22 protein-coding genes are annotated in these 25,419 nt (G+C 40.8%); 12 read left to right on the top strand and 10 right to left on the bottom strand.

Going from position 1 to position 25,419, the window contains the following annotated elements; genetic code table 11:
• The first annotated feature begins 6 nt into the window (after positions 1-6).
• The 5 genes from PL9631_RS02980 (at position 7) to PL9631_RS02960 (ending at position 5,568) form a co-directional block, all read left to right on the top strand.
• Complete coding sequence (locus PL9631_RS02980; protein WP_083616807.1) at positions 7-876, top strand: hypothetical protein; 870 nt, start codon at positions 7-9, stop codon at positions 874-876.
• Positions 877-1,241: 365 nt separating this feature from the next.
• Positions 1,242-2,372 (top strand): hypothetical protein, encoded by a 1,131-nt coding sequence (locus tag PL9631_RS02975; RefSeq protein WP_083616805.1) that lies wholly within the window; start codon positions 1,242-1,244, stop codon positions 2,370-2,372.
• 1 nt (position 2,373) lies between these two features.
• Positions 2,374-3,090 (top strand): hypothetical protein, encoded by a 717-nt coding sequence (locus PL9631_RS02970; RefSeq protein ID WP_083616802.1) that lies wholly within the window; start codon positions 2,374-2,376, stop codon positions 3,088-3,090.
• A gap of 15 nt (positions 3,091-3,105) precedes the next feature.
• A complete protein-coding gene (locus tag PL9631_RS02965) occupies positions 3,106-4,830 on the top strand; it encodes a TrbI/VirB10 family protein (protein WP_083616800.1) in 1,725 nt (574 codons plus the stop codon).
• A gap of 30 nt (positions 4,831-4,860) precedes the next feature.
• The gene (locus tag PL9631_RS02960; protein WP_083616798.1) at positions 4,861-5,568 is read left to right on the top strand and encodes a hypothetical protein; all 708 of its coding nucleotides are present in this window, start codon (positions 4,861-4,863) and stop codon (positions 5,566-5,568) included.
• Between the two features lie 57 nt (positions 5,569-5,625).
• Here PL9631_RS02960 and PL9631_RS02955 read toward each other — a convergent pair whose 3' ends face one another.
• The gene (locus PL9631_RS02955) at positions 5,626-6,045 is read right to left on the bottom strand and encodes a type II toxin-antitoxin system VapC family toxin (RefSeq protein ID WP_079679989.1); all 420 of its coding nucleotides are present in this window, start codon (positions 6,043-6,045) and stop codon (positions 5,626-5,628) included.
• On the bottom strand, positions 6,045-6,302 hold the full coding sequence (locus tag PL9631_RS02950) for a type II toxin-antitoxin system Phd/YefM family antitoxin (protein ID WP_083616796.1): 258 nt from the start codon (positions 6,300-6,302) through the stop codon (positions 6,045-6,047). Before PL9631_RS02950 ends, PL9631_RS02955 begins: the two co-directional genes overlap by 1 nt.
• A 210-nt stretch (positions 6,303-6,512) precedes the next feature.
• Between PL9631_RS02950 and PL9631_RS02945 the strand changes: the two genes are divergently transcribed.
• Positions 6,513-7,928, top strand: coding sequence for an ATP-dependent DNA helicase (locus PL9631_RS02945; protein WP_083616794.1), 1,416 nt, complete (start codon positions 6,513-6,515; stop codon positions 7,926-7,928).
• Here the strand turns inward: PL9631_RS02945 and PL9631_RS25995 are convergent, their stop codons facing one another.
• Complete coding sequence (locus PL9631_RS25995; protein WP_197046247.1) at positions 7,929-9,146, bottom strand: hypothetical protein; 1,218 nt, start codon at positions 9,144-9,146, stop codon at positions 7,929-7,931.
• Positions 9,147-9,277: 131 nt separating this feature from the next.
• Here PL9631_RS25995 and PL9631_RS02935 point away from each other — a divergent pair, with 131 nt between their 5' ends.
• The 4 genes from PL9631_RS02935 to holA all read left to right on the top strand — a co-directional run bounded on the left by PL9631_RS02935 (position 9,278) and on the right by holA (position 13,994).
• Positions 9,278-10,150, top strand: a complete 873-nt coding sequence (locus PL9631_RS02935) for a hypothetical protein (RefSeq protein WP_083616792.1) — start codon at positions 9,278-9,280, stop codon at positions 10,148-10,150.
• 72 nt (positions 10,151-10,222) lie between these two features.
• On the top strand, positions 10,223-11,617 hold the full coding sequence (dnaN, locus tag PL9631_RS02930; protein WP_083616961.1) for a DNA polymerase III subunit beta: 1,395 nt from the start codon (positions 10,223-10,225) through the stop codon (positions 11,615-11,617).
• Positions 11,618-11,631: 14 nt separating this feature from the next.
• A complete protein-coding gene (gene dnaX, locus PL9631_RS02925; RefSeq protein WP_083616789.1) occupies positions 11,632-13,014 on the top strand; it encodes a DNA polymerase III subunit gamma/tau in 1,383 nt (460 codons plus the stop codon).
• Positions 13,011-13,994 carry a DNA polymerase III subunit delta gene (holA, locus tag PL9631_RS02920; RefSeq protein WP_083616787.1) on the top strand — a complete coding sequence of 328 codons (984 nt, stop codon included), beginning with the start codon at positions 13,011-13,013 and terminating at the stop codon, positions 13,992-13,994. Before dnaX ends, holA begins: the two co-directional genes overlap by 4 nt.
• Before the next feature lie 115 nt (positions 13,995-14,109).
• Here holA and PL9631_RS02915 read toward each other — a convergent pair whose 3' ends face one another.
• Together PL9631_RS02915 and ltrA are read right to left on the bottom strand one after the other, a co-directional pair.
• A complete protein-coding gene (locus PL9631_RS02915) occupies positions 14,110-14,343 on the bottom strand; it encodes a DUF6364 family protein (RefSeq protein ID WP_156090429.1) in 234 nt (77 codons plus the stop codon).
• A gap of 55 nt (positions 14,344-14,398) precedes the next feature.
• Entirely contained in the window at positions 14,399-16,141 is a 1,743-nt protein-coding gene (gene ltrA, locus PL9631_RS02910) for a group II intron reverse transcriptase/maturase (RefSeq protein WP_083616786.1), read from the bottom strand.
• An 818-nt stretch (positions 16,142-16,959) separates the two neighbouring features.
• On the opposite strand from ltrA, the gene PL9631_RS02905 reads away from it, so the two are divergent.
• Positions 16,960-18,237 (top strand): ParB/RepB/Spo0J family partition protein, encoded by a 1,278-nt coding sequence (locus PL9631_RS02905; RefSeq protein WP_083616784.1) that lies wholly within the window; start codon positions 16,960-16,962, stop codon positions 18,235-18,237.
• Positions 18,238-18,452: 215 nt separating this feature from the next.
• On the opposite strand, the gene PL9631_RS02900 is transcribed toward PL9631_RS02905, so the two are convergent.
• Both PL9631_RS02900 and PL9631_RS02895 read right to left on the bottom strand, forming a co-directional pair.
• Entirely contained in the window at positions 18,453-18,881 is a 429-nt protein-coding gene (locus tag PL9631_RS02900; RefSeq protein ID WP_083616782.1) for a hypothetical protein, read from the bottom strand.
• A gap of 408 nt (positions 18,882-19,289) precedes the next feature.
• Positions 19,290-21,191: a type IV secretory system conjugative DNA transfer family protein gene (locus PL9631_RS02895; RefSeq protein ID WP_083616780.1), complete on the bottom strand. Its 1,902-nt coding sequence runs from the start codon at positions 21,189-21,191 to the stop codon at positions 19,290-19,292.
• 208 nt (positions 21,192-21,399) lie between these two features.
• Here PL9631_RS02895 and PL9631_RS02890 point away from each other — a divergent pair, with 208 nt between their 5' ends.
• Positions 21,400-22,410, top strand: a complete 1,011-nt coding sequence (locus tag PL9631_RS02890) for a DUF5895 domain-containing protein (RefSeq protein WP_083616778.1) — start codon at positions 21,400-21,402, stop codon at positions 22,408-22,410.
• Positions 22,411-22,473: 63 nt separating this feature from the next.
• Here PL9631_RS02890 and PL9631_RS02885 read toward each other — a convergent pair whose 3' ends face one another.
• The 3 genes from PL9631_RS02885 to PL9631_RS02875 are packed head-to-tail and all read right to left on the bottom strand — an operon-like array spanning position 22,474 to position 25,397.
• A complete protein-coding gene (locus PL9631_RS02885) occupies positions 22,474-23,163 on the bottom strand; it encodes a hypothetical protein (RefSeq protein ID WP_083616776.1) in 690 nt (229 codons plus the stop codon).
• A gap of 25 nt (positions 23,164-23,188) precedes the next feature.
• Positions 23,189-25,087, bottom strand: coding sequence for a M23 family peptidase (locus PL9631_RS02880; protein ID WP_197046246.1), 1,899 nt, complete (start codon positions 25,085-25,087; stop codon positions 23,189-23,191).
• Positions 25,088-25,139: 52 nt separating this feature from the next.
• Complete coding sequence (locus PL9631_RS02875) at positions 25,140-25,397, bottom strand: hypothetical protein (protein ID WP_083616774.1); 258 nt, start codon at positions 25,395-25,397, stop codon at positions 25,140-25,142.
• Between the last annotated feature and the right edge of the window lie 22 nt (positions 25,398-25,419).

Below are 25,419 nucleotides of genomic sequence, written 5' to 3'. Positions count from 1 at the left end.
ATGTTTATGAAATCTCAAATTCTATTGATTACAAAACCAGTAGCCGTAAAAACTGCAATTGTGTTGGGACTGAGTTTAAGTTTAATAAGCTCAAACCAACCCACCTTGGCTCAAACGACTCCTCCTGTTGCAACACCCACCCAAACTTCTGTAGTTCAAACGTCATCAACTTCGGGTGATTTCTTCGCACCTATTGAAAACGTGATTAAGGAAGTTGATCAGTTTATTGGTGATGTGCGTGGCTTTGTACAAAACGACTTATTCGGCACACTAAATGAACTGCTTTCTTCGTCCTTGGGAGCGATTAAAATTCCCGATTTAAGTCAAATTAGTCGCGAAATTTTAAACGCGCCAACCTCCCGCTATGAAGGAACACAACTTTCAGATCAATTAGAGAACAAATTAGGCTCATCCGATAGCCAAGGTTCTACTGCAATTATGTCTGAACTTGATAGACAAGCTCAACGCAATACTGCGACAGGAATTGCAGATGGCTCCACCTTGAGTGAAGAGGCTCAAGCTCAAAGTCGCTCAGTTTTACAAGCCACAGAGCAAGATACAACCCAGAATGTTCAACTCGCTGAACAATCCCAAAGCCTTGATGTGAGCCAACATATTTTGCAAAACCTCTCTCAGCAAACAGCACTCAACGCTCATGTTAATGCTCGAGTTTTGCAAGAAGCTCAACAAGCTCGTACAGATCGGGCAATTAACAACATCTTACTATCCCAAGCGGCTCAGGAAATATCTGCTATCAATACGAGCGATCGCCGAGGCAGCATTACATCCGGCAATCAAGCAAGCTCCCAAGCGGGAATGCTCATGTTGCCAGGAGGGGGTTATCTAGGACAAACAACCCACGACAGCACGAATTAGATAGAGTGCAATAAGAGTGCGGAGTACAGGGTGCGGGGTGCGGTGTGGAGAGTGCGGTGTGCGTCAAGAGTGGGTTGTTTGCTGTCTAATTTTCGCTCTTCACCTGAGTCAACGAAAGGTCTTAAACCCTTATTCCACCGTTGGCGACGATGCTCCGCCCAGCCGAAGGCGATCGCAAACTGTCTGAAGTGTTGTTACTTGAATTGTTCTTATTAAACCCATACTCCGCACCCCACACTTTTATTGCACACAGCACCCCGCACTCTTATTGCACTCCGTACTCCGCACCCAGCACCCCGCACTCTCTCTTCTTGCACTCCGCACTCCGTACTCCGCACTTCGCACTTTCTTATCCGGTCAAACCCATGATGCAACTTTTAGGACAAATAACATCTCCCACCAGTGGTGGGGAAGGAGCAGCATTAGATATTGTTCGTGAATCGATCAATTTAGCTAGGGCCACTTCCGAATCCTGGGACAAAGTTTGGATTGGGACAATTGACCCTATTGCTTCAGGATTGTGGGTCGGTTTAGTATCGTTGGGAATTACCTTAGCCGCCATCAGTATTTTGTTCCTCACCCTTACCAGTGGCAAGGATATTATCGAAAAACAATCTTGGTCAGAACTTGCCTCATTGTTTGTTTGGCCCCTGGTCATCATGCTCTTTCTGGGCGCTAATGGTCGATTACTAGCCAATACCGTCATCGTTAGCCGCAGCTTTGCTTATCAACAAGTGCAAAGCGTTTTGGAAGCCCAATTGGGAGAACTCACTTTTAGAGATGCAATTACTAACGTTACCCTCAGTAGTATTGGTAAACAGCAGCTTGAAAATCTCTATAGTGAATGTCGAAATCAAGTCGGGGAAGAACTCGTAACCTGTTGGAATTCTAAACGCGAAGCGGCTCAAAAAATTGTTGATGAAGCTGAAAGACAAGCGGCTGGTTCTATTCCTTTACAAGCATTGCGAACCTTTGGACAAATGCTTTGGAATCGTACCTTATTCGGTGCTGCTGAAGATGCCGTTACTTTCGTCACTGACCCGGGTTCCGTGTTTCGCGAAAAAGCCATACCCATTCTTCGTTTTATTCTGTACAGCATTCAATGGGCTTTTGTTAACGTTCTTGAAGCTGCTTTACTGCTGACTGGTTTGTTTGCACCGATCGCAATGGGGTTGTCTCTCCTGCCGCTGCAAGGTCGTCCGATTTGGGCCTGGACAACAGGTTTTCTCAGCTTATTTGGTGTCCAGCTTGGTTACAACATTATCGTTGGACTGGCTGCCGTTGTTCTGGTGAACTCAGGAGCAGAACTGGCCAGTGATGTTGCTTTCCTCTTCTTCATCAGTATTTTTGCCCCTGCATTAGCTCTTCTCATCGCCGGAGGAGGGGGAATTGCTTTATACAACGGCATTGCGGGTCATGCTAAACAACTGGTCGATTTATTCAGCAATGCTCTTGGAGCCACAACTAATCTGATTATTTACAAAGGATTCAGATAATATGAAGCTTCAAAAATTAACACACCCTGCGCTACTTCCCGAAGCTAAAAATTGGCTTGCTTTGTGTTTTGTGATTTTAACATCTATCAATTTTGTCACTCTAATTCTGCATTTGTTTATTGCCTCCCGCATGAATTCATTGGCTAGTTTAAGAACAACCCAAGTTCAACTAATCAATGGTCAAACTTATTATGTTTCTGAACGAGATCAACGGTTCCGCTATCCATCAGTTATTCAAAATTTCATCAAGACTTGGGCTGAGTTAACCTTTAATTGGGATAGTAAACTTCCGGGTACGAATGAAACTGACTCAGGGATCAAAGTCAATTCAAAACGAGTTCCAACCAGTACCTACTTTGCTTCTTTATTAATGGAACCTGAATTTGGCAAGGCTTCTCTTGATAAAATTGCTGATTTGGTTCCGAGTACCGTTTTTTCGGGTCAAGTCCGCTCAACAATTATTATTTCGTTTCTTTCTGAACCCAGAGAAATTCGCCCTGGAGAATGGGAAATTGATATGATTGCCACTCGGTTAATTGTTGATCGGAGTTTAGGAAAAGATGAAAGAATTCCGTTCAATCGAACCTTTAGAATTAAAGCCGTTGAGATTCAAACGGCGACATTAGGAGACCAAGCGTCCGCATTTGAGCAAAAAGTTTATGAAATCCGCTCTGCGGGGTTAGAAATTAATAAGATTACTGAATTCAATCCCCAATAAAGTGAGGTCAAAATCATGAGTAATAATGGTTTTCAACATCAACCTGATTTTAACTCTGAATCTGATACGATTGAAGAAGGATTAACCACTTCTAATTTGAAGCAGCAAAATTCCTCTAAAACATCAATCTCTAGCTTTTCAGGAACAATGGATGAACTTAGCCCTGATGAAGAAAGACTATTAGCGGGCTATGATCAAGATGCTTTAGAATTGTTAGCTTCTGAATACAGAATTAAACAGGATGATGAACAAGTAGAAAGTCGAGAACTTTCTCAAAAACCATCCGTTCGGATGTTTTCTGTTTTGACTGCTACAGGTTTTATTTTAGGCGTTTTTGGCTTTTTATGGTTTGTCTTTTTTGCTCCTAAACCCGTTGCTCAACAACCGAAAACCTCAAAACCCGAAGTGACAACATTTTCCCCTAAAGATGAATCAGGCGAATTAAAAAGTCAACTCGCTTTTCAAGATCAGCAACGAACCCTAAACGCTCAATCTCCAACACCTAAAAAACCGCCTACTTCAAATGCAGCGCCACCTTCTAAACCCAAACCTACACCCGCATCTAATTCTGCAACCCCCCAACCTGTAAGACCTGTCCAAGCGACACCACCACCTAGACCCAGAACAGTACAAGTTGTTCCTCCCCCTGTACCGCCTGTACCTGCCCCTCGTCCTGCACCAACCGTAGCGTCTCGACCTTCAAATCCCCCATTAGAAGAAGTTGACCCCTATCAACGCTGGGCGGAGTTAGCGTCTTTAGGACAAAGCCAAGCCGATGTTACAGACTATCCAGCTATCGCTCGCAATTCTATTACACCTCCACCTTTTGGGATGACAACGGCCGTAGCAGCGCCAACATCTATTCCTCAAACTGAACAATTTATGCAGATCAGTTCACCCACTATCCCTTCTCCCAAACAGTCTGAACAACATCAAGAAATCAAAACGGTTGTTATTGGTAATCCTAGCCCAGAACGTTTAACTTCTACTTCAAGGGTTGATGAAATGAGTGCGGGAGAAATCGGTATTCTTAACCGCACAATAGTTGACGAGAACGGAACTGAATATACTTCTTCTAAACAGATTGCAATTGGTTCATCTGTTAAGGGAAAAGTGATTGTACCGATGATTTGGGATGAAACCAACCAAAGCCCAACGGCGGGAAGATTTGCAGTGGAATTAACAGAGGATTTGTTAGCTACTGATGGGGCGATCGCTTTACCCACAGGAACTATTTTAATTACCGAAGTTGATAATGTTACGCCTGGTAATCGCTTGGTTTCTCAAAGTGCTGTCGCAATTGTTTATCCCGATTCTACAGGCAATATTCAGCAGATGCCTATCCCTGAAGAAAGTTTACTGATTCGAGGTTCCAATAACAAACCGTTGATTGCTCAAGGATTATTTGATCGGCGTTCTACAATTGCTAAAACCGATATTTTAGTCGGTGTATTAAGTAGTTTAGGACGGGTTGGACAAATTATTAATCAACCCACTCAACGCACATTAAGTCAACACAGTGGGCTATTGGGAAGTAGCAGTGTGGAAACTCTTACCGGACGCGCTCAACCTAATATTTTAGCCGCCGCTTTGGAAGGTTTCTTTACACCTACGGCTCAACGTTTACGCGAACGCTCAGATCAAACTTTAGAAGAACTGATGAAGCGAGGTAATGTAGCAATTGTGCCGGAAGGGACGGAAGTTTCAATTTTCGTTAATGCTTTTATTACGGTCAATTAATCACTGAATTTAATTCGAGGTTATTGCATCATGAAAAAACTTCTTCAAAAGATGGGTCTAATTGTACTTTCTCCTGTTCTCTCAACAATTCTGATCACCAGTTTATCTTCCCAAAGTTCTGCTCAAAATCCAGCTTTACAACCGATGAGTCGGGATACGGCAACTCGTACAACCACCAATCTCCCAGTCTGGCCAGGTCGCTTTAGCGTGATTGACTTTAGCCAAACCGATGAAATTGTTACTTATATTCGATTAGCTGACCCTTCTAAAGCAGTTTTTAATACTGATATAGAATTAAAAACTAATCAAGCTCGGATGGTATTAGTTCAACCCATTCAACCCTTAAATTTTCCAGGGGCAACCACCACTTCTATTACTAATCTTGTCATTAAAACTCGCTCTAGTCAAGGTATTGAACGCCTCTATTTGTTTAATATTATTCCCCATTCAGGACAGCCAATTAGTAATGGAATTGCGATGACTACGAGTACACTAGGGCAGGAATCAACAGTGTTTGTAGATCGTCATCGTGTTGCTACACTTCAAGATATTGAACAAGGTTTAAAGATTGCTATTCAAAAAGGTTATACCCCTGCCACAGATCCGGTTGTTTTCAAAGTTCGAGAGTTTCTAACGTTGGTTAGAAATGGCATGGGAATTCCTGAAGCATCAGCCAAAACTCAACTGTCAATGCCGATTCTTATTTCCTTGGGAAAACTGGGGCTTGAGAAGCTATAAATTTGATAGAGCTACAATTACTGATTGTAACAAATGGGTAAATTCTTCTTATTCTCTCTAAACAAACCAGTTTTCTATGGTCAGTCCTTCAAAGTCCGCAAAGTCTGAAACATTACGAGTCACCAGAATCAAATGATTGACTTTAGCGATCGCTGCGATCTGCCCATCCGGGTATGACGGCATTCGACCCAAAGCAGTCAGTCTAGCCCGTTCCACCGCAAACCATCCGGCGGCAGCATGACAGTACGGCAAGATGATCATTTTTTCTTGGATCACCTGGGTTAAGTAATCAGATAAATTCTTTTTTCGCCGAGACTCCGGCAATCGATATAACCCATAAAGAAGTTCATGCCATGTCACCGATGCGATCGCCGATTCTTCAAGATTCTGTCGAAAATGTTCCAGAAAAATATCATTAGGCTGTAGTTTGATACTTTCGGAAATGATGTTAGTATCCAGGAGAAATTTCACGCTCATCACCAGCAAGGTTTTTCGGGAGTCGGGGTGCAGTCCCGAACATCAGCAAAGATTTCATCACTATCCAAATCAATTCCTTCTGAAACGATTTTGGAGCGAAAGCCATCGAAAGCCTCTAAAACACCCTCAGATTTAGCCGAAATAATTTTAGCAATCGGTTGGTCTGCTTGAAAAATCACAAAACTTTCTCCAGCTTTAGCCCGTTGAAGATAGTTGATCAAATCTTGAGTAATTTCTTCTAGGGTAATTTTATTCATGGGTTAATCTCCCGACAGAATTGTACGACTGGTCTAGTCTAGTTATATCTTAAATCAAAGCCAAATAGCCGCTTCGGACTGCCTCAATTGAATGAATGGTGATCGCAAAATGCCCCAACCAAAGAATTGGCATAACTCATTGGGAATTGCGATAGAGTATTTCACAGCTAACGCTGAACCCAATTAGTAGTCAACAAAAACCTAACCGTTATGACACAAAATTGGGTTCAACCATCTTTTCAACTCACCTCTCAACAAGATCAAGCTTTAAAACAAATTGAGCAATTTCTCAACAGTCCTCAACAAATCTTTGGATTATTTGGATATGCAGGCACAGGAAAATCAACGATTATTAATTTAATTGCTCAACAGCTTGTCAATACAGGAAAACGAGTTGCATTTACCGCTCCTACCAATAAAGCTGTGGGAGTTTTGCAACGCATGGCAACTGAGAAAAAAGTTAGAGGAGTAGATTTTATGACCATTCATCAACTCTTAGGATTAGCTCCTGTTAAACAAGGACAACATAAAATCCTCAAACAAGTTTTACCTTCATTACTGCATTTATACGATACAATTTTTCTGGATGAATGCAGTATGGTGACAACCGAATTGTGGAATATTATTCAACACCGAATCCAGAATACTTTACTTATTGGTAAAAATCGCCAACTCATCGTTATGGGAGATCCCGCTCAATTATCCCCAGTTAACGAGGATAACCATGAACGAAGATCACCATCTTTTAACGTAGAAAATAAAGTTGTTTTAACCGAAGTTGTTCGCCAAGGAAAAGATAGTCCTCTCCTAGAATTTGTAACCGCTTGTCGAACTGCTGTTAAAAGCAAAACCGTTTTCCAACCCTTCTCCAAATTTGACTTAGAGCGCAAAAATGGAGCCTTTATGGTTCGAGAAGAAAGGTTTCTCAAATACGCACTGAAGAAATTCTCTGCAACCTTTCCTTCAGATCCAGATTGCTTCCGAATTCTTTGTTACACTAATAAACGAGTTGCTTACTGGAACCATAAAATTCGAGCCAAACTCTACGGAAAAAATGCACCTAGATTTGTGGTGGGAGAAAGACTCATTAGTAAAGCTCCTGTGATTGCTCCTGACAAAAAAACCGTTATTCTTTCTACCTCAACAGAAGTAGAAGTGATGGAAGTGGTAGAAGATCGCTATTCGGGTTATAAAGCCTGGAAACTGAAGGTTAAAATCGAGAATAATGGGAGTTTTTATGCTTCCGAAGATTTGCGTCAAATCTATCTTCTTCATGAAGATGATGCTCAAAATTTTCACAAAGATAATATCAAATTATTACGAAACGCTAAAACTAATCCTAGCCTTTGGAAATCTTGGTATAATCATTGTGAAATCTTTGCGGATCTGCGAAATTGTTGGGCTTTAACTGTCCATAACGCTCAAGGCTCTACTTTCCGAGAAGTTGGAATTGATAGCAATGACATCTCCAAAAAAGTTGCTACTAAGTTTTTGTATTTAGCTCAACATCTTCCTAAGCAAAAACTTGAATTTATGAGGGACTATCGCAACAGTGTCTTAGCGTGTAACCAACTTTATTATGTCAGTTGTAGCCGAGCTAAAAATCGAGTTTTCATTATTCACTAATTAGAAGTCAACTACCCAATAGTTTGCAACCAACCAAGCACCCAGTCCTGAACCAATCCAACCCAATAAAGCCATTGCAATCAATGCCATGATTGCTTGACCTAACCCTCCCAACGATCCCGCTTCAGATGGGCCTGTTTGACGCTCATGAAGCTCGAAGTTGTAGTTGCACAAATACATCGCAGCGATCGCCATCAGCACAAATCCAACGATGCCACCGACCGGAATCAACAGTAGCCTCCAAGTCAACCCAAATCGCGCAAAAGCACCCCAGAGAATCAAAAGGCTTGGACTCAGCAATATTATCAAACCCACCATCCAAGGCAATAAAACTCCAATAAAAGCGAGGATAGAGTCAGCCCCGACCGTAACCACCCACTTCCAGGGTCGATGCACAACTGGTGCTGTGTCAATCTTTGAGTTAGACGATCTCAAGATTGTTTCTAGTGTTTCGGGGCTAGAATCAAACTTACCAAACCAGCCTCCGGTGTCCCCTCCAGCCCATCCTTCAACGCCAAACGTCTTACGACATAACGCTTTGAATTCGGGTATCGCACTGATGTCTTGATTTAAGTAGCCTTCGGGGTGAAAAATTCTGCCGATATATCTACCCTTAAGCCGAATTTGTCCCACCACATAAATTCCTCCCCCGACTGAATACACAGCCTTGGCCGGATCTCGCGAATAAAACGCCACATATCCACCGTCTGCACCCTTGTACTGATTGACGGTCGGTAAAATTCGCGGCTCAACTCCCTGCCCCTCACCCCTTGAAGTGCCAAATATACCCTGATTATCCATAAAGATGGGGAAATCTTCTGGTAGCCAGTAGGGAATGAGATCCGATTGCGATGGTTTTTCTGGGATTAAGCTAGGAATCATCGCATCAGGCTGCGGTAGGGGATTGGCGGTTTGTGAAGGTACTTTGGAGCGTGTCCCCATTTCTACAAACTGACTCCCACTCATGAACAAACTCCCATCTTCTTGTACAAGAAGGGTTTCAGTGAAGGGATCAGTTATCCAAGCCAGCAAAACCGAGCGACCATCGGGTAAGATGGTGTACTGACCTCGGCGATCTGTGCTTAACAATCGATAAGAGCCATCGACTTCAAATAAATAACAGTATTTGTCCCTGTGCAGCCAGATTGAGCGGATCAGTTTCTCCCGCAGACTGTTTTCTGGCTCTGTTATGAATGAAGGTGAGGAATTGCTAGGCATAGACGACTTGCGCTTTTTTCTTCTCAAATCTAGCTCAAACTCAATGAACTATATTCTAAAATGTTTCTGAATCAATAACGTTTCCTCCTCCTGCAATGGTCTATTAAATTTAACTCTAACCCAGATAACTAATGCCACAAATTCCCACCTCGGCAGTTACACTTGGATACCGTTCTCAGTCAGAAGACACTAGCATTGATGCAGATGTGCTGATGTTTCAACTACTTCGACAACTGACACCCCAACAGAAAACCCAAAGATTTCGACACTTCAATCAAGCTACTCGCAAACTAACGATAATAGCCATTAAAAATCATTATCCTAATGCTTCTTCATCCAAGATTTATCAAGAATTCATCAGAAGGCATTTAGGTTCAGAATGGCTAACCGTTTTAAAATTAAAAATAACAGAATTTGAAGAAAAATTTATGATTGAAGATCCTTTAGAAATCGCTAGTCGAATGGCAATCCTATTTGAGACTTTAAATATTCCCTATTTAGTGGGTGGGTCTGTAGCCAGTTCCCTGTTAGGAGAAAGTCGTTCAACTCAAGATATAGATTTAGTCATCAGCATTTCGCTGTCAAAAGCACAGCAACTCATTCAAGCAATGGAACGGGAGTTTTATATTAGTGAATCGGCGGTTATCGAAGCAGTGACTGAAAAACGCTCTTTTAATGTTATTCATTTAACCTCATTGGAAAAAATAGATATTTTTGTGATTGGAGATGATGCTTTTTCTCGTTCTAAAATGAATCGTCGCCAACTTTATAAAATTGATGAATCTGAAAAAGGTATTTATATTTATTCAGCCGAAGATATAATTCTACAAAAGTTATATTGGTATTTACTGTCTGCTACAGAATCTCAAAAACAGTGGAGAGATGTCTTGGGAGTTTTAAAAGTGCAAGGAGAACGTCTGGACTTCAACTATCTTAATCAATGGGCAGAAATTCTCCAAGTCCAATCTCTTTTAGAGTTAGCTTTACAACAAGCAGGGTTATAAAAAATAATAATAATGCCTCAGTTTGTAAGCAGCTATCGCTGCTAGGTTTTGATCTATATATTAATGGGAAAAATGCCAACTAAAACCCGACGTTCGGCAACTCAAAGCCGAATTAAAAAGACCAAATCCTCTGACCTTCAAACTGTTCCTTCTAAAACCTCCAAAATTTTAACAGAAGAAAAAAGCCAAGTTGTTAACACCTCTAAAACTTCCCCATCTTCCTCAACTTCAGATGCTACTCTGCAACTGCTTTGCACACAAAATGATTTAGCGACTCACCTCGAACTGGTTAGCCATGCTGTTCCTGCTAAACCAACCCATCCCATATTAGGTAATGTTCTGTTAGCAGCTTGCTCTAAAACTCAGCGTGTTTACTTAAGCGTATTTAATCTGAGTTTAGCCATTCAAACTTCCTTTGAAGCTAAGGTTAACACTCCAGGAGAAACGACAATTCCCGCCGAACTACTAAGTGAAATTGTTCGCAAATTTTCTTCGGGTGATCTCCAATTAAGTAACTCAATCTCCTTGAACGCTGAAAATAACCAGGATCACCCTTTAAATACAACTAAACCCGAACAAAATCCGATTTTAACTTTAGTTTCCGCCAGTGGACGCTACCAAGTTCGAGGGTTATCAAGTGATGAATTCCCCTCAATTCCTGAAGTCAATTCTTGCCAAAATCTGGCTATTGCTGCGGAAGCTCTAAAAAGTGGTATTAAAGGAGCATTATTTGCAACAGCGACCGATGAAACGAAGCAGATCTTAACTGGAGTGCATCTAAAAATTAACTCTAATACCTTAGAATTAGCTGCAACGGACGGTCATCGGTTAGCGGTGGTGGAAACCTCCATCCAAGGGTTCAAGAAAAAGAAAGAAGCCGAGAATACAGAACCTTTGCAATTTACCCTTCCCGCTAAATCTCTATTAGAACTAGAGCGGATTTTAGCGAGTCGGACTTCTGCTGAATCTGTACAACTCTCTTATAATCTGACCACGGGTTATGTAGAATTTTCTTGGGGCGTGCAGCGACTAATCACTCGTTGTTTAAAAGGGGAATATCCCGCCTACCAAGAGCTATTAAACCACGACTTCAAACATCAAGTTTACCTGGAAAAGTTGCCTTTTGTAAAAGCACTGGAACGGCTCTCAGTCTTGGCGGATAAAAAGGAAAAAATTATCAATATTGACTTTAGCCCTGAAAACCAGCAAGTTTCCTTATCCTTATTAAGGGAGTTTGGAAATGGAAGAGAAGAAATGATGGCAATTATCAACTTTAGTCATTCTTTGTCTATTTCTTTCAATATTAAGTATTTGTTGGAAGGGATTAAAGCGATCGCTAGTTCTGAAATTTTAATTCACCTCATTGATAGTGCTCATCCGGCTATCTTAAAACCCTTTGGTAATCGAGAACAACCCCATCTTTTAATCGATAGCCAATACTTGTTAATGCCTGTTGTCAAATCTTAACTTTTCTTGTCATTATGTACACTCCATTTCCTCAGAAATATCGTCCCCGTACTCTATCCCAATTAACCGGACAGGAGTACATTCAAAGAACTCTTTCTAACGCCATTCAAGCGAACAAAATTGCTCCTGCTTATTTGTTTACAGGAGAACGAGGGACTGGAAAAACTTCAACAGCCCGAATTTTAGCGAAGTCCTTAAATTGCACCGCTACCGACCAACCCACTGTTACTCCTTGCGGTCAATGTCAGTCCTGTCGTTCTATCGAAAAAGGAGGCAGTTTAGATGTCATGGAAATTGATGCAGCTTCCCATAACGGGGTTGAAGACGCTCGCAATTTGACTGAACGAGTCCACTTTGCTCCCGCTATCGGTCGTTACCGAATTTTTGTCTTAGACGAAGTTCATTGTCTCAGTTCCCAAGCTTTTAACACCCTTCTCAAGTGTCTTGAAGAACCACCCGCTCATGTTGTCTTCATTCTCTGCACAACAGAAGCACATAAAGTGCTACCTACTATTGTCAGCCGATGTCAAGTGTTTCGGTTTCAGCCGCTTTCTGTTGCTGCTATAGTTCAGCATTTAACCATGATTGCTGAAAAAGAAGCTATTTCTATTACCTCATCGGGTAAAATTGCGATCGCTCGCGCCTGTGGGGGTGGACTGCGAGACGCCTTGCAATTACTGGGTCAGTTAAGCTTGTTGGGAGAAGAAATTACCCATTCTCAAGTTCTAGCGCTATCGGGTCGTGTTTCAGAGTCCGACTTGGTAACAATACTGCACTCCATTAACACCGGAGACACCCTGAAGCTGCTACAACTGTCTCGTGAACTCCTCGATAGTGGAAAAACACCCCTGACTCTGCTAACCTCCTTGCTGAGTTGTTATCGAGACTTGCTGCTAGTCGCCAACGTCCCTGACTGTTCATCCTTACTCACCAGTGGGGTTTCTTATCCTAAACTCAAGGCGATCGCAAAAACTTGGAGTCAATCTTCAATTTATCAAGGTTTTGAACAATTAAGCACTTCAGAATGGCAGCTTAATAAAAGTGTGCAACCGAGTTTATGGCTAGAAGTTTGTTTACTGGGATTAATTCCTAAATCTCCTAAAAATAAACCCCGTAATCATCAAACTCATAAGCGAAATTCAACCTCTGTTTCCTCCTCAAAACCTATTGATCTAAAAAACACTATTTGGGAAACCGTGCTGTCAAAAGCATCTGAAAAGAACCGAGTTTTCCTCTCAGTTGCTTTCCTTGCGGAACTAACCGAGCAGAAAGCCACTTTAGCTGTACCTTCCCCATATCTTAACAAATTTAACCGCAATATTCGGAAGGTACAAAAACTATTTTTGGCAGCAACAGGAATTAACTATCAAGTCTTAATTCAGGAGGGAAATCAATGATTAGCTTGTTAGTCGGCGATGATCGGTATGCAATTTCCAAAAAACTCTTGACTTTCAAAAAAAGCCTTAACCCCGCTTGGCTTAGTTTCAACTATCATCGCTTTCATGCTTCTGCTGTAGATGAAGCCATTTATTGCGCTTTAACTCCGGCTTTTGGTTCGGTTAAAGCTAAATTAGTAATTGTGGAGGACTGCAACTTTAAACAGTTTGATGAATCGGTGATGGACATTTTTCAATTGCTCCCAAAAGTTCCCCAATCAACTGATTTGATTTTTGTAGCTTCCAGCATTGACAAACGATTAAAAGTCTCAAAATTTCTACTCTCCCAAAGTCAACTGTTTGAATTCAATTTGATTGCGCCTTGGCGAATTGATCTCATAGCCCAATATATCCGTACCCAAAGCCTTCGCATCGGTTTATCATTGGATCAAAATAGTAGAGAATATTTAGCTGATGCTATTGGCAATGATTCAGCCCGAATTGAATCTGAACTGCAACTTCTAGCTCTCTACAGTAACGGTGCAAAGCTGAGTTTAAAACAAGTGCGTTCTCTGATCCCTTCTACCACCCAAAATAGCCTCCAATTAGCTAAAGCAATTCGAGAAAATAATGCCCAAAAAGCGGTTAATTTACTCCACGAACTATTGACAAAAGAAACGTTTCCTGTTGCGATTTGCGCTACTCTCATTACCCAATTTAGAACTTGGCTGTGGGTTAAAGCAATAATTGTTAAGGGGGTTAAATCTGATTCTGAAATTGCCAATATTTGCCAAATTGCTAATTTTAAACGAGTCTATTTTCTTAAACAAGAGGTACAAACGATTCCTTTGCAATCTTTAGTAAAAGCTGTATCTTTGTTACTGGATTTAGAAATAGCTTTAAAACAGGGAAAACGAAACTTACTGCTGTCTTCTATTCTGGCAATTACCCAACTTTTTGCAAGCCAACCTGTTAAAACAGCAGCTAAATCGTTTGAATGATTAATAGTCCCTTTACCAATCTCAGGATTTTGTTAGCTAAGAACTAACAAAACTCTGGGATTATTTTTTTATTAATATCAAATTTAATAGAACTTGAAAGTTGATTGATAAAACATCAACTGGAAACGGATTGAGCAAAATTATGCTCTGGGGGATAGTGCTTGATCAAGATTCTCTCCACCTCATTACTGATTTTGCGGTCATCTTTTTGTGCCGCTTGTTTGATTCGTTCCAGCAAATCTTCATCTAAAGATAAGGTAATTCGTTTTCTTGCCATTGCATCCTCCTTGCGAATCGTTAGAGTCGATAGGAGCGTTACCACTCCTACCTCTCCTTCAGAACCGTGCATGAAACTTTCGCCTCACACGGCTCCTTGATATTTCCACTTTTGTTATTGGTACGATTCAAAACGGATTGATGTCGTAATTCTCAACTTGTTCTAAGGGATTAACCTTGTTTTTAGTTAAGGAGCCATCTTGAGCCGTTTTTGTGTCGTGACAATGTTTGTGTAGAAGTTGTAAATTATCATAGGTGTCTTTTCCACCTAATGATTTTGGTTTAATATGGTCAACTTCTACAATGTCTGTACTTGTGAAATACAAACCACAGTGAGGACAAATACCCTTTTGTTTTTTGATTAATTTGGAAACTCTGTTAGGAGTCTCAGGATATTCACCTCTACGTTTGCTCCAGTAAATCCAGTCTCCATTAAACGGACTATCTTCACCCTTAATCTTTGTATGCCTGACGATTGGCGTACTGCTATGGGTAAGTAGTTTTAATCCATCTTCTGTACTGAAACACCAATTTCTGTCATCTACTGTTCTCCAGTATTTGTCTTTGTTGATGTTCCCTTTTCCCCTCGTTCTTGCCCAGGCTCTTAGCTTATCATAGGTTAGATGGTCAACCTTTGAGAAGGTTTCTTTGCTAACCACTGTTGAGTAATAGTTTGACCATCCCCTAATAATTGGATTCAGCTTACTAATTAAAGCAGCTTGCGGGGCGTTCTTATGGGTATCTATTACTCCGGCTATTTTTGCGAGATGAGTCTTGATTTTGGCTTTTGAGGGTGTAATTAATGTTTTAAAACCCAGTATTTTTCCATGGGGATTCTTGGCACTTAAGTAGTTACCTACTTTGTGTTGTTGTATATGAAATCCTAGGAACTCAAACCCAACATTTCCATCAATTTCATTGAAGGTATGGGTTAATTTTGTCTTACTTGGTTTTAATTCCAATCCCATGTCACTTAACCATTTAACGATTATCTCTTGACATTTCTTGACAACTTTTAAATCCTCATGGATTATTACAAAGTCGTCAGAGTAACGGATTAAACTAAGAGATTGACGGTTAGCCAATTTTTTCCCTTTTAGAGTTTCTGCATATTGCATGACTCTTTCTTCCATACCATGTAGGGCAATATTTGCAAGTAAGGGTGAAATTACCCCGCCTTGTGGTGTACCCTCATTAGTAGGAAAAAGTTCTTTTCCGTCCATATATCCTGCTTTGAGCCATCTTTTGAGTAGGCGGTTTAATGTAGGGTATGTGTTTATTTTGGAGATTAACGCTTTGTGGTTTATGCGGTCGAAGCATTTAGTAATATCAGCATCTAGCACGTATTTGGCTTTTTGCTTGATATTGGCAAATATTGCTCCGATTGCATCGTGGCAGGAACGTCCTGGTCTGAAACCATAACTGTTTGGCTCAAATTTAGCCTCCCATTCTGGTTCTAACGCTAGTTTTACTAACGCTTGTAATGCGCGGTCGTTAATTGTGGGTATCCCTAATGGACGGGTTTCGGTTGTACCAGGTTTGGGAATGTTAACTCTGCGAGTTGGTTTTACCTTATTGGTTAACTTTAATCGTCCTACAAGGTTCATACGTTGTTTAGGATTCAGTGTTTTGATTCCGTCCACTCCGGCTGTATTTTTACCTTGGTTATCTTGTGTTACCCGACGAACCGCAATACATTTAGCACTCCAGGAATTAATCAGGGTCTTTTGAAGTTTACGAACTGCTTTAACATCGCCTCGTTCACTCGCTCGAAATATGCGCTTTTGCAACTTGAACGTCAATCTTTCAGCTTTACGCCAATTGATTTCGTTCCATTCCACCGTCTGATTTTTATTCAGCGTTTTAGACATATATATTGCTACTTGTTCTATTTCTTTGGAATTACCGAGCGTCTGTCAGCATATCCCTTGCATTACCAAGGGCATTCGCTTTTGACACCATCCCTTCCCCATATATCGTTCGTTAGCTACTTACTGGATTTCGACCTCTCCAGAAATATATGGGGATTACTTCGTTCCGATTACACATTTGTTTGAAGTCTTTAGCGTGATGCTATCCACCGGGTTTATTGGGAAGTGCTTATAAGTCGGACAGAAAACCGCTTATGCCCTATCCTTGCCTTTTGGCTTGGTGCTAATCAGTCTTTTACCGTATTTTTCAACGGGTTATCTTGATTTAGCCATTACACCATTTATAGTAACGATGGTTCGGACACATCTTTGCTTGCGCTACACATGGACTTCTTGCTCAATAGTTACCAGATTTGGCTTCTAGTAGTTCTACCTTTTAACCCCGCTTTAGCCTAATGGTTGCTACCCATTCAAACTAGGGGTTATGCTTTCACCTCAGCACTTGAGGGATGAGACTTGTCAGAACTTCTAACTCACTCATAAATGTAATCAGTTATCTCCAGTCTTTATAACTGGGTTAACCGTCCCATAAGCTTTTCAGCTTATTTTAGGTTAAACGAATCGCACCTCTGTTACTATATTGCACTTTCTGAGGCATTTTCGCGACATTTCCTGTACAGACGCGCCATGGCTCTACCCGTAACGCTCACCCTAATATTGCCTAAAAGTATGATCTTTATGAAACGTATGATGATTATGCTATCTTAAGGAGATACTGGCAGCAAGCTCAATCCCCAGATAAACGTCAGGGCGATATCATGAATACAAGCCAAACGCAATCGCTGAAAAGCTTTGATGTGATTGAGTACGTTCCGCTTAATCACCTCAAACCCCATCCTCGCAATGAGGCGATTTACGGTCGCAACGAGAATCTGACGGACTTGATGGAGGCGATCGCCCTCAAAGGTTATGTTCGTCCTCTACTAATCAAAACCGATGGGACAATTATTAGCGGTCATCGGCGTTGGCGAACCTTGCTTGCATTGGGGTGGGAAAAAGCTCCGGTTCAAGTCTGTCACTTTGAAAGCGAGGACGAGGAACTATTTGTCTTGATTGCAGAAAACCGTCAGCGACAACAGACAACGGTGCAGAAAATTCGAGAAGGCATGATTGTAGAACCCCTCGCCCGCAAACTCAGAAATTGTTACGCTTTTCAAACTACGCCACGCACTTCCGACTCAGAAATTACAGTTTCATCCCAGAACCCTCAACACCCTTCAATGGAAAATTTTCCATTGGCGAGGTTTAATCTGAATTTGAATGGAAAACAAATGCAATTGACTGAGAATATTGTGGCAGCGATTGTTGGGTTAGGTTGTGGTCGGACTTACCGAAAAGGGCGTGTAGCGATTCAAGCGGCGGATCTCCTCCATATAGATGAACCTAAACTGGCAGAGGTTTGGCTGGAGATGATGAATCAGCAAAGTATTGATGCGGGGTATCAGTTGGCGAAGATACCAGAGGAGAAACGGAAAATGATTCTTGATGCGATCGCCACAGGTGCAGCAAAAACGCCCAAACAAGCTAAAATTTTGCTCAAAGCGCAGACAATTTTTAACCCCATTGATATGAAGGCAGAACCCGATTCACAATCTCCAACTTCCGCAGAAAATCAATCCCTAACAGACGAACCAGATGATATTAAAACAACTCAACAAGAATTTACTCCCGCCATTGGAACTTGGGTGATCATTAAAATTCCTTTAGTACCCAAAGAGAGAATTCCTCAACGGAAATGGAATGGATTTTGGGGTCGAATTACGGCCGTAGGAATCACCGTCAAGGTTGATATGGGAAGCGAGATTTTATCGCTACTTTTATCCGATGTTGAAGTGATTGAAAATCCCCAGCCAGATTTTTGCCAAGTTGCAGAGCGAATTCTCAGATTGCAACGCTTTGATACTGTCCATGAGTTTGGAAAAATGATCTTAAACCGAATGCAAAAACGGTTATCCTGGGATGCAGCCACTTTAACTTATCTTGATGCGGTCGAACAAATTGAACTAGCGCATCGAGCTATTGAACAAGCGTTTTAGATATAGAATAAGCTAAGTTATGCAATAATATACTATCCCTATTGTTCTATCATTTTTTCTTTCATTTTTTCTTTCATCCACCCTACAATATCTGTAATTAAATTCGATTGTCTCGGTGAAAAAGTTTACAAATACCCAAATCCCCTAACCCCTTCCCTCGCAACGGAGAGGGAGTTGGGGAGGAGATTCTACTAAACTAATTCTTCTATAATAAACTATTCGATAGTTTGCTTAACCAAACCATAAGACTCAGCAGTATAGAGGTTAGAGTATTTATCCAACTCTACTGCAACACAAATCGCAAGTAGTCCTGAAACCAAATCAGCTGACGAATCTTCCATGTGAAACTGTACTAGAACTTGTTTTACAGACCATTGGAAAATAAAAGGCACTAGGCACTTACCATAAGGGTTTACAAAAATAAGTTCTCGACATTTCTCATCCAGCCAAGCTAAGAGTGATTCAGTGTCCAAGCCAATCTGCTCTGCAATCTCCTCAGCAGCAGCTACTATGTCTCCCTGAAAACTTTCAACCACATCGATAGCAGACAGTGCCTCTGAATATTCCTCTATAATTTCAGAAGAATCTTCAAATTTAGAGCGAATCTCAGCAATCTCTATTTTCGACAACGACTTTGCGTTCATTGAGCAAATCCCTTAGTTGTTAATCAGTAACTATTTATACTAGCTTATCAATTTTGGTAAAAACTGTCACTGCCATGATTAGATAACATCTGCCAGGCTTCATGGAAGGCTGGGTAAAGTACCCCCCCAGTCGCAAAAAATTGTGATCGCCTAATCCCTGAACGGGTGATAATTTCGTCTCTTTTTTCCTCGGAAAATATTTAATCTTAGAAAAAAGGCGCGCGATTAGTGGAAGGTACTTTTAGACCTCTAACCCCAAATTTAGTGGTGGAGAAAGAAACGAGCCTTGTGGGAAGTTAAGCTAGGAGTGCGATTAAGTTATACGATGGCAAATCCTGTATGTTTTATCAGTCAACTTGCTCTTAACTAATCCCGAACTCCAATGGAAAATTTTCCATTGGTGAAGGATCACTCTTCTCGTTTCCCAATCCCTCCAGTAGAAAAAACTCGTTTGGAACGTCCTGTCTGATGAGCGATCGCATCTAAAGGATCTGAACCATACTTACTGGTCGTCCTCGATGCGTCTGGCGATTGCGGGGGAACATTTCCCCCAGGATCAGGTAACGGTAACATCCGTTCAGCCTCCTCAATACGCTCGTATAATGCGGCGGTAAGTCCCTCCAGATTAGTCAGTTTAACCCGACTTTCCAAACGGGGTCTAACTTGTTCATCCCACAGCGCCTCACTTTCATCTTTGCGCTTCAAATCCGCTTTAGGAATGGGGATTGTCAGTGCGTAAGGAATCGACCCTTCGCCACCGGAACTGTAACCGGGATTGGTAATCACACATCGTCCTTGGGGAAATCGCAAAATTTCGTCAATGGAAAATAAAGGCATTTTTTGCAGAGATTCGTTCCAACTAATCGAGCGATTACTGGCAGATTGACCGCCAAAAGAGCGACTGGTAGACTTACTTTTGATCAAAATTTCTTGATCACCATAACGCTCTGAATATTTTTTTGCCGTGTCCGTATTTCCAGGGTTAAATAGAATGTGGGTGCTGCACGCAGAAGCGATCGCGGCTCCCATTTTCTCCCCATACCCTTCATAAAGTTGTTCCAAACTTTGAATTCCTAACAGAAAACAAGCTCCATTAGAACGATATTCATTAATCCATTGTGGCATCCGTTCTAATCGAATCGATGGAAATTCATCTAATGAAATAATCAACGGATCTTTTCGAGGACGACTTAAATTAGAAACCACCAACAAGTGAATAGCCGCCGCCAACAAAGGCCCAACAACAGAGCGTCGCTCATCATCAAGTTTAAAAACTATCATTTGACGACCTTCAAACCGAGTCGGAATATCCGATTTCCCCAAAAAAGCTCGCAGTAAATCAGCTTGAATAAAATTACTAAACGTTCCGGCTGCGGTTGTTAGAATTCCTGAGATGGTTTTTTCAGCATCTTTTGCACTCAAAAATTGATTAAAACTCGTGGCTACCCACTCATCAATTTGCCGAGATTGAATCGCATAATCAAGCCGTTTTACTAAATTCGGCAACCTCAAAATTGCATACAACATTGCCATATCAGGATACTTTGACCCTTTCACTAATTGCAGTAAAGCTTTAGCTAATAAATCTCCAGCTTTTGAGAAAAATTCATCACTTTTTCCTTGATTAGAACTTGCATTTCGATTAATAACTTGACCAATTTCTCCCGCCATTACCGAATCTTGAGGAGATTTCATAAAATCGAGGGGATTAATTACACCAGAATAAGCTTCCCCAGGTGCAAACACCCAAACTTTATAACCGTAACGAGCAGCTAAAGGAGCATGAAGTTTAAGTTGATCTCCTTTTTTATCGTAAAGAAGAATAGGAAATCCTTGCACCATTGCACTTTCAATTGCTCGATCAATCGTTGAAAATGTTTTACCAGATCCCGGCGCTCCAATCACTAAAATTGAGCGTTCTGCATGGGGTAACCAAACCGTTGGACTGGCGCCTAAAGCCGTTTGAAAAGTTGCTACAAAACCTCTTAATTTTAATCCCCGCCACCAATAGCGAGGACTCCCACACCACAACGTTACTTTATTATGTTTATTCTCTTTAATTTGTTGAAGTGCTAACCGAGTTGCACCTACTTTTTCCAGGGTTCCACATTGTTTTCCGGTGGTAATTTTTCCTCGACTCCCGCCTATAAATCGAGAGGCTACCAGTAGAACAATAAACATCCCTAGGGTTAAATATCCTTCTGGGTTATTATACTCTTGAAACAATCCTTTAAAATCTAATGAAAATAAAGGAAGGGGTTGTTCTGTTTTTTGAGAAGTCTGAGCCAAAATCGGATTAAAATTATTCATATTACAACTCCAATAAATTATCCTTAATTTACTGAATTAAAAGCAATTCACTATTCAAACCCAAGACAGATTAAATTAAAATTAGAATTACACCTCAAGAATGAATTAAAATAATTGCTTGATAACTCCCAACTGTTAACTGTTAACTGATAACTGTTAAGGGGAGGCTACCGCCTTGTAAGGGCGGAAAATTTATCTCTGTTTTTAAATGGTTAAGACGAATGGTAAAGTCAGAGCTAAAAGCTCTACGAATCTAAAAAGGGCTGAAGATCAAACTTCTTTACAGCCCGAAAACCTGAATTTTGAAATTGACTCAGAACTTTTAGAATCCCGTTACAATTTTGTTAGACGACCCATTCTTCCCTATGGGATTGTTGTTAATGAACAAGTTGCGGGTATTTTGATTCCCGAAGATCAATTAGAAAAAGCGAATTGGTTAGTTTTCCCAACCGATGAGGAAATGACAACCATTAGTTTAACAGAAGATGTAACGGGTTTATTACTGTCTAAATGTCGCTTTTGTGTATTAGCATTTATTCCTGAATACATTCGTTATAAAAACGATATTCCTGATTTGGGAGGTAGTGTTGTTGGCTTGTATGAAGAATACAAAAGTCAACTGAATAAAAAGATAATGGATGTTGTTAGTGAACACGCGCTCATTTTTTTAGATGAAATGAACCGTCCTTTACACAATACTCCGATTGTGGTTAGGTTTAAGAATGTTGCATTGTGGAGTTTTAAGGCGGTTCGAGAAGAATTTTATCGCTTACTGGAGAAAGCATTTTCTGACTACTTACAAATTCCTTTTAGTAGCAAAAACGATAAATGGCGCAGTTTGGGTATTCTTGATGTGCAATTCAAAGGTGTCAAGGAAGGTGAAGGTTCTAATAAAAGCTACTGCTGTAAAACCGTTAGCTATATTAAACCGACGGTTAACAATTTTCCTTCGCTCTATCTAGGAAAAACTCAGCAGAAAAAGTCAATTTGGGGTCTGCATGATACCATTTTAGGGTTTACAGAAACACCTGCAATACCTGGAACATCTGAACCTCAAATTCAAGTTCTTCCTCCTTCTTTCTCTGAGGAAGAAGATGGGAAAAAAGCAATCGCTTCCTCTAAACCTCCTCGTAAAATTATTGCATCTGTTGTTGAAGATGATGATGAGTTTGATGAAGATTTAGATTTAGATGAATTTGATCAAGATCTGGATGAATAAAGATCTCTCCAATTATTTCCTATAAAATTCCCTTTTTCCATTAGGATGAGGGGATTTTTTTCTTTACTTTTGTTTATCAGTAGATTCAATCACAGAAGTTTGTACAATTTGGTATTGATGATTATTAAAACACCATTTACTCTGTCGCATACTCTTTCCAATCGATTGCTGTATTTGTAAGCAAGGTAAATCAGAGGAGAGGGAAGGATCACTCACGATTTTAAATAATGGAGTTTGGGGAGGTAAGTTAGGGTTTAGATAGGTTGTCAATACAGGAACAGGGGTAGTATTTTTAGAAATTAGATAACCTACATATAAACACTTGGCTTTTCCACATAGTCCTTGATGATTGAAGTTAAAAACAGTTAATTGACCTGCTTTTCCTTTAATGGTAAAAGCGTTTACACTGGATAAAACTTCTTGAGGATTGAGTTGAGAATTTTCAGTAATCACTCTTTTGACTAAATCAACTGGAACAAGTTCAGTGGCTTTTAACCAAGATACTGATGTCGGGTTTGAACTACAACCGCTTGTTCCTAATAGCATTGATAAGAACAGAAATAACGCCACTCCAAACCGAAACCATCTTCCTACCCATAAAAAAGAACGAGGCGGTTTAGGTTCTATGTTTTGAGGTTTATACACAGGTATTAAAGCTCGATTAGGTAATACAAAAACTTTTGGGCTTAATCGAGCATTAATCGAATGATTAGAAACAATAATTTTGGGTTTCTGTCTGTTTCTTAGTAACATTTATTTAGCCTCCTTAACGGGTTAATCACTGGCTATTCAAGCTGGTATTGGTACTAATAACGGTTCCACCATTAACTTGATAACGTCCTAAAACATCAAGACCATAACTTTTTAAGGTCAACCGACCAAAAGCATCTGTGGCTTGACCATCAACCTGAGAAGAATCGCCGCCAAAGTGTTTTTGAGCGACTCGTTCAATTAAGCGTTCACCCTCAAACAATTGCCCTGTTGTTGGGTCAATTTCTGCAACGGTGGCGTTAAGTTTATCAATGAGACTTTGGACAAATACCGCCTCTTGATCCGCCGGGGGAAAATATTGAAATAGTTCTGTTTCTGTGGGTTGATATCCCTTAGCAAGTTGGGCTAAAAATGTTTCTCCTCCAGGTTTTGAGGCAATCATACCGCTTGCATATTCGTTGTAACTCATTAATTGATATTTGCCTAAAGCCCTACCACAATTGCGATTGTTATCTGCACAAACATAAGGGCCAATGGCTAAGTCTAAATTGCTGCTTTCTAAACTCGCGATCGCTTCAGACAACACTTCAATATTAACGCCTTGCACCTGTCCATAAGTTAACTTTGATTGAGTCTGACGAGAACGTGGAGAAAGCAAACTTTTTGGGGACATAACAGAAGATTCTGTTGAAACATCTGCTTGTGTTGGTATCGAGGAAAATCCAAGCGGCGAGGGTTCTAACACTCCAACAAAAATGGGAGAATTAACTCGATAGGTGAAGAAGGGAACGGGCCCAATAAAATACGGAGAGCAACCACAGGGAGAACAGAACCGAAAGAATAAAGCTGTTGATACGGTGTCGGTTTGTTCGTCAGGTTCCATCACAACAACTTTAAAAGCACTACCAAAAGGTAATCTACCTGTGGGTTCCTTACCTCCGTTGATTCCCTGAAGACAACCCCAACCGCCCTCAACTTCTTGGTATTTCCCACTCATCCATTGTTTCCCTTCCAAGGAACCCCGCGCACTGCGACCGATATTTTCTAAATCATCCAGTTCGATGTAAGCGCATTGACTCCCCTGACAATTAACAGAAAACCCTTCAACATCAGAACCCGAAATTGTGTTAGTTCGTCGTCCTTCTGCGGGGCCATAAATGGTATCAATTCGCATCACTAAATCACCGAATTCAGTCACAGAATTAGGAAAATCAGATAGGGGTAAGGTGTTCAGTCCTGGTACATCTTGAATTTGAGTAGTTTGCCATCCTGACAATGCACCGAGTTGTGTACTTTCTAAGTTAGGAAGAGAAGACATTGAATAGGAGGACAAATCAATTTGTCCGAGTTTTAATTCTCCAAGCTGGGGGTTGCTACTGAGCACCTGAGTTAAGGTTTGATTCCTCCAATTAAGATTAGCAGCTTGGGTGGTGAGTAGGTCTGCTACTGGCGCAATCTCTTCAACTTTGAATTGAGCTAAAAGGGGAATTGCTTCAATCAGTTGGTTTAAAGTTTGTTGACCTATTAGGGGGAAAGCACTTAAAGCAACCTGCTCTAAATTTAGTCCCGTTTGCTGTGCAATAAAACCCACTGATAAAAGTTCTGGTTTTAATGCTGGGCTAATATCTCCTAATGTTAGAAATTGATCGGGTGTTTGTCCTGTTGTCCAGGTTCGATTAAGTTCAGTTTCTTGTCCTTTAGGTTGATTAGAACCGGATTGACTAATAGGGGGCATTTGGGAAAAAGAAATTTGTGTCCAATCAGGGACAAGGGCATGAGTGAAAGTGGGGTTTCCTTGTTGATTAACACTAGGGATTTCTAAAATTCGAGTAGGCAGTTCGGTTGCATCAATATTGGTTTGGGTCGCGGTTAATTGGGATTGATGGAAACCCGTTGACAGGAATAACGTTAAACTGAAAGTCGCCAGCCCAAATTGCCCCGATTTTAATAATAATCTTCTGCTCATTGATAGATCGGATTATTTTGATTTGATTAGTCACTCTTGATAGTGTTTTGCCTTACAATTCCAGGTCATTTGCCTCAAAATTGGAATACCCCAAAGGATTTTTTATCCCATTATTAAATTGAGGGTTAGGATGGGATGCCGTTTCTGTCCAAGGGGTATCTGCTAAGTTCAAATCTCCCTCAAAAACGTTTTCTTGATAGCCATCTGCAAACCTATCGGGTACACCATAAGGCTTTGATTGCTGATTATTGTCATAGCCATTATTGCTATAACCAGATTCATTGGGATCGATATTGTTGGAGTTGTTCATAACAGGAATCTATAGGGTGAAT

This window comes from Planktothrix paucivesiculata PCC 9631 (assembly GCF_900009265.2).
Classification (GTDB): Bacteria; Cyanobacteriota; Cyanobacteriia; order Cyanobacteriales; family Microcoleaceae; genus Planktothrix; species Planktothrix paucivesiculata.
The sequence above is the reverse complement of the archived record's forward strand: the minus strand, read 5'-3'. Positions and strand labels throughout refer to the sequence as shown.